The sequence below is a fragment of the Streptococcus sp. 27098_8_66 genome, from assembly GCF_041431945.1.
In the GTDB taxonomy this organism is placed as follows: Bacteria; Bacillota; Bacilli; order Lactobacillales; family Streptococcaceae; genus Streptococcus; species Streptococcus dentalis.
Window position 1 is genome coordinate 59260 of sequence record NZ_JAPVYS010000002.1, and the last position, 14589, is coordinate 73848.

Sequence of the window (14589 nt, forward strand, 5' to 3'; positions counted from 1 at the left end):
ATAAGTTGCAAACTTGTATGAGAGAAATGCTGGTGAGATGGAACAATTAGAAAAGGAATGTTGGTCAATCTCCCACAAGGAGGATCTTGGTGTCTTTTCGTTTGGAAAACGACTTTAATCAACCAAATCCGCTAGTGCGAAAACATTTTTCGCAGAAGGGAATTCCATAAAAAAACGATTGGGTTTTCCTTTAGATGAGTCTTGCGACAGGTAACCGGGAAGGAGACTTCCTATGCAATCAGTGCGTTTTCGCATTGAAAAGAAGTGTGATAAAGTGGCTTCGCACCACTTTTTAGAAAGAAGAAAGAATTGAAATTCAATGAATTTAACTTATCTGCTGAATTATTAGCAGAAATCGAAAAAGCTGGCTTTGTAGAAGCGAGCCTGATCCAGGAACAAACCATTCCGTTGGCTCTTGAAGGAAAAGATGTCATCGGTCAAGCGCAAACAGGGACCGGTAAAACGGCTGCTTTTGGTCTTCCAACTTTGGAGAAGATTGATGTTGATAACACAGTAATCCAAGCCCTTGTTATTGCCCCGACACGTGAGTTGGCGGTTCAAAGTCAGGAAGAACTCTTCCGTTTTGGACGCAGCAAGGGTGTCAAAGTCCGCTCTGTCTATGGTGGATCAAGCATTGAAAAGCAAATCAAAGCCTTGAAGTCAGGTGCTCATATCGTTGTGGGAACCCCTGGACGCTTGCTAGATTTGATCAAGCGCAAGGCCTTGAAACTCGATCATATTGAAACCTTGATCTTGGATGAAGCAGATGAAATGCTTAACATGGGCTTTTTGGAAGATATCGAAGCTATCATTAGCCGTGTTCCAGAAACACGTCAAACCTTGCTCTTTTCAGCAACGATGCCAGAAGCCATTAAACGCATTGGTGTTCAGTTTATGAAAGAGCCCGAACACGTTAAGATTGCGGCCAAAGAATTGACCACCGACTTGGTCGATCAATACTATATTCGTGTCAAAGAAGGCGAAAAGTTTGATACCATGACTCGATTGATGGATGTCGAGCAACCGGAGCTTGCCATTGTCTTTGGTCGGACTAAACGCCGGGTCGATGAATTGACGCGTGGCTTGAAGATCCGTGGTTTCCGAGCAGAAGGGATTCACGGAGATTTGGATCAAAACAAACGTCTCCGTGTCCTTCGTGACTTTAAAAATGGGAACTTGGACGTCTTGGTGGCAACGGACGTTGCGGCACGTGGGTTGGACATTTCAGGTGTGACCCATGTCTACAACTACGATATTCCACAAGATCCAGAAAGCTATGTTCACCGGATCGGACGGACAGGTCGTGCTGGGAAAACAGGGCAATCCATTACCTTTGTTTCGCCAAATGAAATGGGCTATTTGCAAATCATTGAGAACTTGACCAAAAAGCGGATGAAGGGAATGAAACCTGCAACAGCAGAAGAAGCCTTCCAAGCGAAAAAACAAGTAGCGCTGAAGAAAATTGAGCGAGACTTTGAGGATGAGAAAATCCGGACTAACTTTGAGAAGTTTGGTAAAGATGCTCGCAAATTGGCTGCAGAATTCACTCCTGAAGAATTGGCTATGTATATCTTAAGCTTGACCGTTCAAGATCCAGATAGTCTTCCAGAAGTTGAAATTGCGCGTGAAAAACCATTGCCATTTAAACCATCTGGTGGTGGCTTTGGTGGGAAAGGCAAAGGGGGCCGTGGAAATGGCCGTCGTGGAGACCAACGCCGTGATCGAAATCGCAGAGATGACCGTGAAGGTGGACGCCGTGATTTCAAACGCAAGTCCAATAAAAATAGCCGAGACTTTGAGGGCAAAGGTAATAAACGTCCTCATCGCACTTCCAATGAAAAGAAAAATGGCTTTGTCATCCGCAATAAAGGGGATAAATAAATTTTAAAGACGGTCTAGTAATAGGTCGTCTTTAAAATGAAAATCAAAAATACAAGGGTTAACTTGCTGTTAACCCTTGTATATTTATAAGGAGACCTAAATGATAACTGACCCTTTTAGAAAAAATGTATCATGATAAGGAGCATCCTAAAAAAGTCAGAAAACAGAAAGAACGGATTCCTAAAAAGGAATTTTTCTGTTAACATATTAAGTTTACAATTATTTCTAAGCTTTGTCAAGGTTTTTTTCTTCTTTTTTTAAAAATTTTTAACTAAAAAGATAAAAATTGACAATCTTAGCTAAAAGGTTATAATGAATATGATAACTATATTAATTATAAAGAGGTGGCGTCCATGGTGATTGCATTAAAAAATGATGATCTAGAAGTGCACTTTAAGACATTTGGAGGGGAATTGAGCTCCATTAGAAGTAAAGAAGGCATAGAATATCTCTGGCAAGGGGATCCAGAGTATTGGTCAGGACAAGCGCCGGTTCTGTTTCCGATTTGCGGGAGTGTTCGTAATGGCCAAGTGCAGTATCATCTAAAAGATGGAGTGAAGACAGGCCAGCTTCCAAGACACGGCCTCATTCGCAAGAGAGAGTTTGAACTCAAAGAACAAACAGACAATCGTCTTGTCTTTGAAATCACCTCTAACGAAGAGAGCCTGCAAAATTATCCCTACCATTTTCGAGTTGAAATCGTTTATGAATTGCAAGGGAAAGAAATCACTATCACCTATCGTGTACAAAATCTAGAGTCTGATCAAGTCATGCCTTATTTCATTGGAGGGCATCCAGCTTTTCATTGTCCCCTTTTAGCAGATGAAGACTATGAAGACTACGAGTTGATTTTTGAAAAAGAAGAAACCTGCAGCGTCCCTCTCTTGTTCACAGAAACTGGATTGGTCGATCGCCTGCAGCGGACGCCATTTTTCGATCATAAGCGTAGCCTACCTTTGCGACATGAACTATTTGAAAAAGATGCCATTATTTTAGATCAGTTAGCCTCTAAATCTGTGAAGCTTATCTCGAAAAAATCAGGTAAAGGTTTGGAATTTGATTTTGCAGATTTTGAAAATCTGGTCCTTTGGTCTACTAATAACAAGGGCCCCTTCATTGCCTTAGAGCCTTGGACAGGTATTTCCACATCTGCAGAAGAGGGCGATTTCTTCGAAGACAAAAAAGGTGTGATCCAGTTGGCCCCTCAAGAGACGCGGAGTCATCAGTACCGTATCACCATTTTGTAAATGAAAAACCGTTGGACTATGGAGTCCGACGGTTTTTTTTGATATAGTTTAGCTTTTCCTGGCGGGATTTCTTTTTAAAGAGAGCTTCGGCAGACATCGCAGAGGGTTTATCTGGATAGGATTCTTTGTAAAGAAGTTTAACGGGGAGGCGAGCCCGTGTGTATTTGGCGCCTTTTCCAGCATTGTGAGTCTTTAGGCGTTTTTCGACATCCGTGGTGTAGCCAGTGTAGAGGGAGCCATCCGCACACTCTAGGACATACATGTAAGCCTTAGTTTCCATAGTAGATCTCATGAATCTCGTCTGTATAGCTGCCGTCTTCATTGTGAATAAAGAGGGGAGGCAGAATTTTTAAACCATCCAGTGAGCCATCCTTGATCGCCTCAATCAACAACATATTCGCCTCTTTGGTCATTTTGGGATAGACAAACTGGATCCGCTTAGGTGCAAGATTGTAACGCTTCATGGTTTCGATGATATCTAAAAAGCGATCTGGACGATGGACCATCGCTAAGCGACCATTTGATTTGAGAACCCGCTGGGCCACATGGCAAATCTCATCTAAGTTGGTCGTAATTTCATGTCGAGCTAAGAGGTAGTGTTCACTCTCATTGAGATTGGAATGCTCATCTACCTTGAAATAAGGAGGATTGCAGAGGATAATATCCACCTTACTGCCCTTGATATGTTGAGGCAAATGCTTAAGGTCATCGGTGATCATGGACATTTGCTGGTTCAAGTCATTGAGGGCAATGGAGCGGGTAGCCATATCCGCTAGACGTTCCTGAATTTCGACACCAATGATCTGGGCCTCTGTTCGGGTACTTGCAAAAAGTCCCACGGCCCCATTTCCAGCGCAGAGATCTACGATCAAGCCCCGCTTGGGCAATTTTGGAAAGCGCGAGAGGAGGACGCTATCCACGGAGTAACTAAAGACTTCCCGATTTTGTATAATTTTCACATCACTTGAAAAGAGCTGATTGACGCGCTCGCCGTCTTTTAATTCGATATCTGTCATGGCTCTATTATAGCATGAAAAGAGGCTTGGGGAAAGATCGATAAAACATAAAAAATTGAGAGTAAAAACTCTCAACTTTTTTAATCAAATTCATATTTTTGGAGAATCGTAGTGAGGATAAAGACTCCTGTAAAGATAGCCATCAATGCCAGATAAACTGGGAAAGTAGTGGCTGTAAGGAGGGAAATCTCGATCAAGTTTTTTAGCACGACCGCAGATGCGTAGAATCCTACAACAGAGAAGAGGATGAGGAGGGCTCGCCAGATATTTAGTGGAAGGCAGGCACGGATGACGGATAGGAAACCGATGGATCCAAGTAAGTAATAGGATACAGTAGACATATCGGCTGCAGACCAACCATGGCTTGCTCCCCAAAGGCGAATGAACAAGACGCTAAAGACGACCATCAAGGCGCTTGGTAAGGCTAACAGAAGGGAACGTCTTAAGAAGTGTTTTTCAACCGGTTTGATATTGCGTTCAAAGGTCAACACAAATGGTGGGAACCCTTCGACGAATTGGTCAATCAAGGTGATTTGAATAGGGATGAATGGAAAAATCAGCAAATAATTGACGTTGAAGAAAAGGGCACTGGCGATACAGATAATAGCCAAGAGGAAGGAATAGATCGTTTTGATGAAGAAAATCGGAGCGATTCGTCCAATGTTATTGACCACACGACGACCTTCGAATAGAATTTCTGGAACATCATTAAAGTCAGAGTTCAAAAGAACGATATTGGCAATTTGACGGGTTGCAGGATCTCCTTCAGCCATTACGATGGAGCAGTCAGCTTCACGAAGAGCGAGGATATCATTGACCCCGTCTCCAGTCATAGCTGTCGTCCGACCAGCTGCTTTCAAGGTTTGGATGAGCAGTTTCTTTTGGTGAGGAGACACGCGTCCAAAGATGGCTGTTTCCTCTGCTTGATCCACTAATTGATCATCCGAGATAGTAGAACAATCGATGTAGTTTTCGTAGTTTTTGAAGCCCGCTTGTTGAGCAATATAAGAGACTGTTACAGGGTTGTCACCAGAGATGATCTTAAGATCCACGCCTTCAGAGCGAAGATACTCGAGGGTATCAGAAGCCCCTTCACGAATGGGGTCCGTAATCTCAATAACGGCAATTCCTTCAAGATTTTCAGGCAGTTTCAATTCTTGCATGCTGATCCGTTCTGAACTGTGGGCTAAGACGAGAACGCGCGATCCACGGCCTTGTGCTTCGACGACAGCAGTTGGATTTTCTTGAAGGAGCATTTCAGGAGCACCGAGAAAGACGGTGCCAAGATTGGAGAGGTGCATGGCTCCCCATTTCCGATCGCTTGAGAAAGGAATAATGTTTTCTGCAGTATAAGCATGCTCCAACTCTCCATAAGCCTTGCGAATAGCTTGAGCAGTAGGATTGGTGTCCTCGCTATTTTGCATGTATGCTGAAAGGATAACTTTGATGGTTTCCTCAGAAAAATGATCAGATAAGCTATGGAGAGATTCGACTGTCATCTTCCCTTGAGTGATGGTACCGGTCTTATCAAGACACAAGGTATCCACACGCGCCAGGGTTTCTACTGAGTACATTTCTTGGACAAGAACCTTGCGCATACCGAGCTTAATCACCGCTGTCAAAAGAGACGTAACTGTCAGTAAAGCGATTCCCTTTGGCAACATTCCCAAGAGAGCTGTGGAAGAATTCACGACAGAATCCTTGATCGGTAACATCTTGATCAACAGTGCTTCAAAGAAGAGGGCAAGGCCAAATGGGATGATAATTTTACCAGTGAAGCTCGAAATTTTCGCTAAGTTATAAAGAATACGCGAATTGATAGGCTTCAAGGTTTTGGCTTCCATCATCAGTTTGTTGGCATAGTTGTTTGCTCCAACTCGCTTGACACGGGCATAGACTTGACCACTGGCAATATAACTACCAGAAAGCAGTTCATCGCCAACTTCTTTTAAGACCAGATCACTCTCACCAGTCAGCATAGCCTCATTGGCTTCTGCAATACCGGACATGACTTCGGCATCACTAGGGATCTGCTCACCCGAAGATAAGAGCATTAAATCACCGAGAACAAGCTTTTCTGGTGGAATCGCATCTTTTTCCCCGTCACGAATGACAGTCACTAGCTCTCGACTCATGAGGTTGAGTTTATCAATCATCCGCTTAGCGCGCATCTCGGTCATGATCCCTGTAATGGCATTGAAGCAAATGACTGCGAAAAAGATCATATTGCTCCAAGCCTGTACAGCAGCTAAGGCCACAGCAATCACAAAGTTTAAGGTATTAAACAAGGTGAAGACGTTGCGCTTGATAATTTGCCAGGTGCTGGTACTTGTATTCGTTGTAAAATCATTGGTTTGTCCGCGATCCATTTTCTTGCGGACTTCACTGAGGGACAAGCCCTTTAAATCAATAGTTTCCATAGACAATATGATATCATTTTTTTGAAAAAAAGACTATCTAGAATCGGTCCGCTGAGACAATTTCTATCTAAAAAAAGTTTGCGGTCAAAATCAGGATACGGTATAATAAGAAAGAACCTTTTACAGGATGAAATATCTTGTAGAGAGACGAATGAAATGGATTTGAGGAACAACTATGTTTTATACCTATTTACGTGGCCTTGTTGCCTTTATTCTGTGGGTTTTAAATGGGAATGCCCATTACCATCATAAGGACAATATTCCAGATCGAGAAGAGAACTACATCTTGGTATCCCCTCACCGAACTTGGTGGGATCCAGTCTATATGGCCTTTGCGACCAAGCCAAAGCAATTTATCTTTATGGCGAAAAAAGAGCTCTTCACCAATCGTATTTTTGGCTGGTGGATTCGCATGTGTGGGGCTTTTCCGATCGACCGTGAAAATCCAGGAGCAGAAGCTATTAAGTATCCTGTCAATATGCTGAAAAAGAGCAACCGTTCCTTGATTATGTTCCCAAGTGGAAGCCGTCATTCTCAAGACGTCAAAGGCGGTGTTGCCATCATTGCCAAAATGGCGAAGGTCCGTATCATGCCAGTGACTTATACTGGTCCAAGAGACTTGAAAGGGTTGGCAACGGGTGAACGCATTGATATGAACTTTGGACATCCCATTGATATTTCGGATATTAAAAAGATGAATGACGAAGGAGTGGCAGAAGTTGCCCGCCGTATCCAAGAGGAGTTTGATCGCTTGGATGCGGAAGCACAAGCGATCAACACCCCAACAAAACCTTTTATCTTGATTCGTTTGTTAAAAATCCTTTTGATTCCCCTTGTCTTAGTCGTTGGCATCTTGACCTTGATCTTTAGTTACCTAGCAAGCTTTGTATGGGATCCAGACAAACATCGGAAAAACAAGTAAAAAAACTGAGAGTTTTGCTCAGTTTTTTTTATTTTTACGAATAATAAAAGTGAGAGGAGGTTTCTTATGGAGGATATCATCGAAAAAATCAAAGAATATAAGCTCTTTTTAGCTCTTACTGCTATCGGACTCTTACTTGGAGGGTATTTTCTTTTTCATCGACCTCAGTCAAGTGCATCCACCATACCGGATTTTTATCAGTCTTCTAGTTCAACTTCGAGCAAAGAAAAGGTGCAGACCGCTAGTTCCAAAGAAGAAAAGACGGCGACTTCTGTGTCTGATGCACCCGAGATCATTACGGTCGATGTCAAAGGAGCCGTCAAACAACCAGGTGTCTATGAGTTGCGCTCAGATAGCAGAGTCCACGATGCCATTCATAAGGCGGGTGGGATGACAGCAGATGCCAATAGCCAATCAGTCAACTTGGCGCAAAAACTCTCCGATGAAGCAGTGATCTATGTTGCTAAAGAAGGAGAGGATGTTCCAGCACTTGGAAGTTCAGAAAGTCCTGCAACTTCGTCAGCGCCAGCAGAAAAAACAGGCAAGGTTCATTTAAATCGAGCGACAGAGACAGAGCTCCAGACCGTATCGGGCATTGGCCAGAAACGTGCCCAGGACATTATCGCCTATCGCGAGGCAAATGGTCCTTTTCGATCAGTGGATGATCTGAAGAATGTTTCAGGAATCGGAGAGAAAACACTGGAGAAACTAAGAGATGCTTTCACGGTGGATTAAAAACCTTCCTTTTTCGCTTGTCCATCTCGCCTTTGTACTCCTATGGTTGTATTTTAGTGTTTATCAACCATCTTGGCTTTCGATCAGCGGTCTAGTAGTAGTGGGAATTTTAGCGGTTCATCACTATAAAGGGGAGCGCTCAAGTTTGCTAGGGCTTGCTTTAGCAATCCTTTGTTTTGCGGCCTTCTTTGTCTTTCAGCGAATACAAGATCATCCAGTACAAGTAGAAAGTCAGCCCCCAGCCCATTTACATCTGATCCCAGATACCATCAAGATCAATGGGGACGCCTTGTCTTTTCGTGCTAAAAATCAGGGAAGGACCTACCAAGTCTTCTACACTTTAAAATCAGAAAAAGAAAAACAGCATTGGCAAAGTCAAACTCATTTGTTGGAGTTGACGTATAAAGGTGCTATAGAAGAGCCAGAAGGGCAGCGAAATTTTAGAGGATTTGACTACCGGTCTTATTTGGAAACACAGGGCATTCACTATCAAATAAAAATTGAAACGATCCAATCTGCTCTCCCTATCCAAACTTGGAATGTTTTCGATTGCCTATCTCAATGGAGGCGCCAAGCCATTGTTTGGAGCAAGAAGCACTTTCCGCAACCGATGAACCAGTATATGACCGGCCTTCTTTTTGGCTATTTAGATACGGATTTTGAAGAGATGGACCAGCTTTACACGAGTTTAGGAATCATCCATTTATTCGCCTTATCTGGGATGCAGGTTGGCTTTTTCATCAATGGGATCCGGAAAGCTCTCTTACGTTTAGGAATCTTGCAAGAGACAGTCGATATCTGGATGGTTCCAATTTCTTTGGTCTATGCTGGCTTGACAGGTTTTTCTGTTTCAGTGGTTCGCAGCCTCTTGCAGAAGATCCTCTCTCAAAAGGGGGTCCGAGGGATGGAGAATATGGCGATGACCTTGATGATCTTAATGTTGCTCATGCCCAAGTTTCTCCTGACAGCTGGAGGGGTCTTGAGTTGTGCCTATGCCTTTATTTTGACCTTGGTAGATACCAGCTCTTATTCAGGACTTAAAAAGATACTAGTGGAAAGTTTCTGGATTAGCCTGGGGATTTTGCCCCTTTTGACCTATTACTTTAGCGTCTTTCAACCCTGGTCACTCCCTTTAACCTTCCTCTTTTCTTTCTTATTTGACCTTGTCCTTCTTCCAGGTTTAACGGTGCTATTTATCTTATCGATTCTAAAGCCCCTTACCATTTTTAACAGTTTCTTTCTTCTCATAGAGGAGTGTATTCGTTGGATTTCAAAGCTCACGTCGCTACCTTTGGTATTTGGTCAGCCAACGGGACCAGCTCTGATCGCTCTCTTCCTTCTTTTAGGGATCTTGTATGATCTTCGAAAGCAAAAAAAACGTCGTTTCCTGTTAATAGGCATGATTCTACTCATCTTTTGTTGGACCAAGCATCCTTTAGAAAATGAGATCACCATGGTGGATATCGGTCAAGGAGATAGTATCTTTTTACGTGATTGGAAAGGAAGAACCATATTGATTGATGTCGGAGGACGCGTCACTTTTAAAAGTGGAGAAAAGTGGCAAAAGCGCAGTCAATCTGCCAATGCGGATCAAACCTTGATTCCCTATCTCAAGAGTCGAGGTGTTGGAAAACTCGATGCTTTAGTCTTGACTCATACAGACCAGGACCATATGGGAGATATGGTGGAGGTTGCCAAACAAATCCCAGTTAAAAAAGTGTATGTCAGTCCAGGTAGTCTAACTAATTCTCAATTTCGAGAGAAATTGAAACAGCTTCATAGTCCGATTAAAGTAGTCCAAAGAGGGGATCAACTTCCTATTTTTGATCATCATCTAGAAGTCTTATCCCCTGATGAAGTGGGGGATGGTAAAAATGATGATTCGATTGTCCTCTATGGACAGTTCTATCAGAAACGATTTTTGTTCACGGGTGATTTGGAAGAAGCTGGAGAGAAAAAACTATTGAAAAACGATCCACAATTACAAGTGGATGTCTTGAAAGTAGGCCACCACGGATCAAAAGGTTCCTCTAGTGATGTGTTTTTAGACCAGTTACATCCTCAATTGGCCTTGATCTCTGTTGGAAAGAAAAATCGCTACCAGCATCCTCACAAAGAATTGCTCGATCGTCTAGAGGAACGATCCATTTCTTATCTTCGTACCGATGAAAGAGGAGCGATTCGCTTGATTGGGTGGGACCATTGGAGGGTAGAAACGGTCCGCTAGAGATGAGGAGAGGTTTGCTTTCTATGCTGAAAATTGCTATTATAGAAAGTGAAATCAATGTAAAGGTAGAATCGTATGAACGCATTTAAGCAATTTTGGATACAGTATGCAGATTTTTCAAGTAAGACCAGTCGGGCCCATTTTTGGCTAGCTTTTTTCTGGAATTCCCTGATTTCGTTGCCTCTTTGGGTTTTTTATATCGTGGCCTCTTTATCCCATCAAAATGCTCAAGAAACGCTCAATTTTTCAGCTGTTCATTCTAAGACAGGTTTATGGGCGCTCGCTTTCTTAGCATTCTTTTACTTCCTCATTTTAGTACCCAGTCAAGCCATTTGTGTACGTCGCTTGCGGGATGCGGGAATCCATTGGTCTTGGATTTTTTTGAACCTTGGTCCGGTTCTGCTCTATTTGTTGACGGGGCTAGATATTTTCCTATTTCTTTTGGGGATTACAGTTATTTCTCTCTTGATTCTCATGATGCTTCCAGGGAAAAACACCTTCCCACAACCAGTAGAAACTCCTATGGGAGTGGCTTCTGAACCACAGGTCACAGCGACAGGGGGGAGCTTTGGCGGCAACTCGTTTGAGCAAATTCCAAATTTTGTAGCAGCACCTGATTTGTCTGATGAAAAACCACCATTGGAACAAAAGATGGCTGCTGAACACGAAATCCACTAAACTGATAAAAGATAAGAGAGTTTCATGCAAGCAATTACCGACACTAAACATCTGACGGTTCAAACTCTGCCTCCTATTCTTGTCTTGACGGGTGAGGATGTAGGTCAATTTGAATGGTTAAAAAAAGACATTTTAAAAAAAATAGGCTATGATCCTTCAGATTTGAATTATTCTTATTTTGATATGAAGGAAGCCTCTTATGCTGAGGTCGAGCTGGATTTGGTCAGTCTTCCTTTTTTTGCAGATGAAAAAATCGTGATTTTGGATCACTTATTGGATCTAACCACTGCCAAGAAACGCAATTTAACCGATGAAGATCTGAAACAATTTGAAAACTATCTGGAAAATCCTTCTGAATCGACCCGTTTGCTGATATTTGCAGAAGGAAAATTAGATAGTAAGCGCCGCTTGGTCAAACTCCTAAAACGGGATGCCCAAATCATTGAAGCGACCACTCCTAAAGAGCAAGATTTAAAGCGTTATTTTTCTGGTCAGGCGCAAGAATTGGGCTTACACTTTGTGGGCGATTCCTTGGACCAGCTACTCTTAAAATCTGGCTATGATTTTGGAGAGTTACAGAAGAATCTCGCTCTGTTGCAGGCTTATAAAGAAGATGGTCAGATTACCCTCCAAGATATCAAGGAGGTTGTTCCAAAGTCCTTGCAAGATAATATTTTTGATCTGACACAGATGATTCTCAAACGCCAAATCGATCAAGCCCGGAATTTGGTTAAGGATCTCCGCTTACAAGGAGAAGATGAAATAAAATTGATCGCTATTTTGTTGGGACAATTCCGAATGTTTTCTCAAGTTAAAATTTTCTCAGAAGAAGGCCAATCCGAAAGCCAAATTGTAGCGAGCTTGTCGGACTTGTCAGGACGCAAGGTCAATCCTTATCAGGTGAAGTTTGCCTTAAGGGATAGCCGCAGGCTTTCCTTGTCCTTTTTGAAGCAAGCTATGATAACCTTCATCGAGACGGATTATGCGATTAAAAGTGGAACATATGAAAAAGACTACTTATTTGATTTGGCCCTGTTGAAAGTAGCGAATAGCATCTAACGATGAATGAAATCGCAAGCAGATTAGTTGAATAATTTAGCTGTTTGCGTTATCATCAAGTCAGTAATAAAGAAAAGAGGACCATAAAATGGCTATCATTTTACCAGAATTACCATATGCTTATGATGCATTGGAACCTTATATCGATGAAGAAACCATGCATTTGCACCATGATAAACACCATCAAACATATGTAAACAATGTGAATGCAGCTCTTGAAAAACATCCTGAAATTGGAGAAGACCTTGAAAGCTTGTTAGCTGATGTTGAATCCATTCCAGCTGACATTCGCCAAGCTGTGATCAACAATGGTGGTGGTCATTTGAACCATGCTCTTTTCTGGGAATTGATGACTCCAGAACAAACAGCTCCTTCAGCAGAACTTGCTGCAGCGATTGATGCTACATTTGGTTCATTTGAAGATTTCAAAGCAGCCTTCACAGCAGCAGCAACAACACGTTTTGGTTCTGGCTGGGCATGGTTGGTTGTCAACAAAGAAGGCAAACTCGAAGTGACTTCAACAGCAAACCAAGATACACCAATCTCTGAAGGTAAAACACCAATCCTTGGTTTGGATGTTTGGGAACATGCCTACTACGTGAAATACCGTAACGTACGCCCTGACTACATCAAAGCTTTCTTCTCAGTGATCAACTGGAATAAAGTTAATGAATTGTTTGCAGCAGCAAAATAATAAAATGAAGGAATCTATAAGAGCAAGTATTGGCTCTTATAGATTTTTTTATTTGCATCCGAAAAATCGGAGTATAATTTCTTGCGTTTGGTCAGGAAAATGATACACTAGTAGGAGTGTGTCTTACTTGTCTGAAACCTGGTTTGAAGGGCCTAGGAAAGGAAAAGATAAACCTTAAAATGAAAACTGAAACATTCAGGGAGAAATGAAATGACTAGTATTACCATTACTAAAGGAGCCGTTGAAACGCCTATCTATTTGCGGATGTTGAATCGTCATGGCTTGATTGCAGGTGCAACAGGAACAGGAAAAACGGTTACGCTCAAGGTCCTCACAGAAAAATTAAGCAAAGAAGGCATTCCGGTCTTTCTAGCCGATATCAAGGGAGATTTATCTGGCTTAGCCAAAGCAGGGCAATGGACACCAAAACTGGAAGAACGCTACAAGCTTCTTGGGATCACAGATCCGTTTGAGCCACAAGCTTTCCCTGTTCGATTGTGGGACGTCTTTGGCCAAGCTGGTCATCCTGTTCGTGCGACGGTCGAAGGGATGGGGTCATTGCTTCTTTCTCGTCTGCTTGATTTGAATGAAACCCAATCAGGAATTCTCGCAATTGTCTTTAAAGTGGCCCAAGAGAAAGATTGGCCCTTGATTGATTTGAAGGACCTGCAAAGCCTTTTAAAGGAAGTCTATGAACACAGTTCAGACTATTCGGCCCAATATGGCAATATCACCAAACAATCTGTCGGAGCGATCCAAAGAAGTCTCTTGGTTCTTGAAGAAGAAGGAGCAGACCAGTTTTTCGGAGAGCCCGCACTTGATTTAAATGACTTCATGCAACTCGATGCATCTGGTCGTGGTTATATCAATATTCTTTCGGCTACAAAGCTCTTTCATTCACCAAAATTGTACTCAACCTTTTTGATTTGGATGCTGTCTCGTCTTTTTGAAACACTTCCAGAGGTTGGGGATCCTGAAAAGCCAAAATTGGTCTTCTTCTTTGATGAAGCTCATCTCCTCTTTAAGGATGCAAGCAAGCTCTTTCTTGAGAAGGTTGAGCAAGTGGTACGCCTAATTCGTTCGAAGGGTGTAGGGATTTACTTTATTACCCAAAATCCTCAAGACCTTCCAGAATCTGTTTTGGCACAGCTTGGAAATCGTGTTCAGCATGCACTTCGAGCTTATACACCAAAAGAAATGAAGGCGATTAAGGTTGCTGCCCAAAGTTTTCGTCCGAATCCAGACTTTGATACAGAAACAGTAATCACAGAATTAGGGACAGGGGAAGCCTTGGTTTCTTTCCTGAATGAAAAGGGACAGCCTAGTGTGGTTGAGCGTGCTTATATTCTCTCTCCTCAATCGAGTTTTGACCTCTTAAATGAGAGTGAACAATTGGCCTTGATCACAACATCGCCTTTCCATCAAAAGTATGCGACGACGATTGATCGGGAATCTGCCTATGAAAAATTAGCAGCTAAAGCAAGCAAGGAAGTACAAGAAAAAGAGCAAAAAGAAGCAGAAAAGGAAGAGGCTGCAGCAGATAAGGCGGCTCAAAAACGTAGTCCAGGTCGTCCAAGAAAATCTAGTCTTGAAAAGGCAAAAGATTCCTTCTTGAGTTCCTTATTCCGAACGATTGCGCGTGAGATCGCTAAGCTGATTATGGGCTCCTTTAAACGGAAATGACAGTCTAGAGGTAGCGTAAAAAGGTAT

The 14589-nt window shown here is 42.5% G+C and carries 12 protein-coding genes; 9 read left to right on the plus strand and 3 right to left on the minus strand.

Annotated elements, in window-relative coordinates; genetic code table 11:
- The first annotated feature begins 309 nt into the window (after window positions 1-309).
- Window positions 310-1881, plus strand: coding sequence for a DEAD/DEAH box helicase (locus O3642_RS02300; RefSeq protein ID WP_371605305.1), 1572 nt, complete (start codon window positions 310-312; stop codon window positions 1879-1881).
- A 353-nt stretch (window positions 1882-2234) separates the two neighbouring features.
- Window positions 2235-3128, plus strand: a complete 894-nt coding sequence (locus O3642_RS02305; protein ID WP_371605306.1) for an aldose 1-epimerase family protein — start codon at window positions 2235-2237, stop codon at window positions 3126-3128.
- 16 nt (window positions 3129-3144) lie between these two features.
- Here the strand turns inward: O3642_RS02305 and O3642_RS02310 are convergent, their stop codons facing one another.
- From O3642_RS02310 to O3642_RS02320, 3 genes are all read right to left on the minus strand, one after another.
- Entirely contained in the window at window positions 3145-3408 is a 264-nt protein-coding gene (locus tag O3642_RS02310; protein WP_070465557.1) for a GIY-YIG nuclease family protein, read from the minus strand.
- Entirely contained in the window at window positions 3398-4144 is a 747-nt protein-coding gene (locus O3642_RS02315; protein WP_049474290.1) for a tRNA1(Val) (adenine(37)-N6)-methyltransferase, read from the minus strand. The genes O3642_RS02310 and O3642_RS02315 overlap by 11 nt, the downstream gene beginning before the upstream one ends.
- An 80-nt stretch (window positions 4145-4224) precedes the next feature.
- Entirely contained in the window at window positions 4225-6564 is a 2340-nt protein-coding gene (locus O3642_RS02320) for a cation-translocating P-type ATPase (RefSeq protein ID WP_371605307.1), read from the minus strand.
- A 175-nt stretch (window positions 6565-6739) separates the two neighbouring features.
- On the opposite strand from O3642_RS02320, the gene O3642_RS02325 reads away from it, so the two are divergent.
- The 7 genes from O3642_RS02325 (at window position 6740) to O3642_RS02355 (ending at window position 14562) form a co-directional block, all read left to right on the plus strand.
- The gene (locus O3642_RS02325) at window positions 6740-7486 is read left to right on the plus strand and encodes a 1-acyl-sn-glycerol-3-phosphate acyltransferase (protein ID WP_155171508.1); all 747 of its coding nucleotides are present in this window, start codon (window positions 6740-6742) and stop codon (window positions 7484-7486) included.
- 66 nt (window positions 7487-7552) lie between these two features.
- Window positions 7553-8221 carry a helix-hairpin-helix domain-containing protein gene (locus O3642_RS02330; protein WP_371605308.1) on the plus strand — a complete coding sequence of 223 codons (669 nt, stop codon included), beginning with the start codon at window positions 7553-7555 and terminating at the stop codon, window positions 8219-8221.
- Window positions 8202-10448 carry a DNA internalization-related competence protein ComEC/Rec2 gene (locus tag O3642_RS02335; protein ID WP_371605309.1) on the plus strand — a complete coding sequence of 749 codons (2247 nt, stop codon included), beginning with the start codon at window positions 8202-8204 and terminating at the stop codon, window positions 10446-10448. Before O3642_RS02330 ends, O3642_RS02335 begins: the two co-directional genes overlap by 20 nt.
- Window positions 10449-10523: 75 nt before the next feature.
- The gene (locus O3642_RS02340) at window positions 10524-11126 is read left to right on the plus strand and encodes a DUF805 domain-containing protein (protein WP_371605310.1); all 603 of its coding nucleotides are present in this window, start codon (window positions 10524-10526) and stop codon (window positions 11124-11126) included.
- Between the two features lie 24 nt (window positions 11127-11150).
- A complete protein-coding gene (gene holA / locus O3642_RS02345; protein WP_371605311.1) occupies window positions 11151-12185 on the plus strand; it encodes a DNA polymerase III subunit delta in 1035 nt (344 codons plus the stop codon).
- An 88-nt stretch (window positions 12186-12273) separates the two neighbouring features.
- Window positions 12274-12879: a superoxide dismutase SodA gene (gene sodA, locus O3642_RS02350; protein WP_003006336.1), complete on the plus strand. Its 606-nt coding sequence runs from the start codon at window positions 12274-12276 to the stop codon at window positions 12877-12879.
- 210 nt (window positions 12880-13089) lie between these two features.
- Window positions 13090-14562 carry a helicase HerA-like domain-containing protein gene (locus O3642_RS02355; RefSeq protein WP_371605312.1) on the plus strand — a complete coding sequence of 491 codons (1473 nt, stop codon included), beginning with the start codon at window positions 13090-13092 and terminating at the stop codon, window positions 14560-14562.
- Window positions 14563-14589 lie beyond the last annotated feature (27 nt).

Excerpts from the sequence above, each read along its gene's own strand:
- O3642_RS02355 (WP_371605312.1), top strand. The coding sequence starts at position 13,090 with ATGACTAGTATTACCATTACTAAAGGAGCCGTTGAAACGCCTATCTAT.
- O3642_RS02310 (WP_070465557.1), bottom strand. The coding sequence starts at position 3,408 with ATGGAAACTAAGGCTTACATGTATGTCCTAGAGTGTGCGGATGGCTCC.
- O3642_RS02320 (WP_371605307.1), bottom strand. The coding sequence starts at position 6,564 with ATGGAAACTATTGATTTAAAGGGCTTGTCCCTCAGTGAAGTCCGCAAG.
- O3642_RS02330 (WP_371605308.1), top strand. The coding sequence starts at position 7,553 with ATGGAGGATATCATCGAAAAAATCAAAGAATATAAGCTCTTTTTAGCT.
- O3642_RS02335 (WP_371605309.1), top strand. The coding sequence starts at position 8,202 with ATGCTTTCACGGTGGATTAAAAACCTTCCTTTTTCGCTTGTCCATCTC.
- O3642_RS02305 (WP_371605306.1), top strand. The coding sequence starts at position 2,235 with ATGGTGATTGCATTAAAAAATGATGATCTAGAAGTGCACTTTAAGACA.
- sodA (WP_003006336.1), top strand. The coding sequence starts at position 12,274 with ATGGCTATCATTTTACCAGAATTACCATATGCTTATGATGCATTGGAA.
- holA (WP_371605311.1), top strand. The coding sequence starts at position 11,151 with ATGCAAGCAATTACCGACACTAAACATCTGACGGTTCAAACTCTGCCT.
- O3642_RS02325 (WP_155171508.1), top strand. The coding sequence starts at position 6,740 with ATGTTTTATACCTATTTACGTGGCCTTGTTGCCTTTATTCTGTGGGTT.
- O3642_RS02315 (WP_049474290.1), bottom strand. The coding sequence starts at position 4,144 with ATGACAGATATCGAATTAAAAGACGGCGAGCGCGTCAATCAGCTCTTT.
- O3642_RS02340 (WP_371605310.1), top strand. The coding sequence starts at position 10,524 with ATGAACGCATTTAAGCAATTTTGGATACAGTATGCAGATTTTTCAAGT.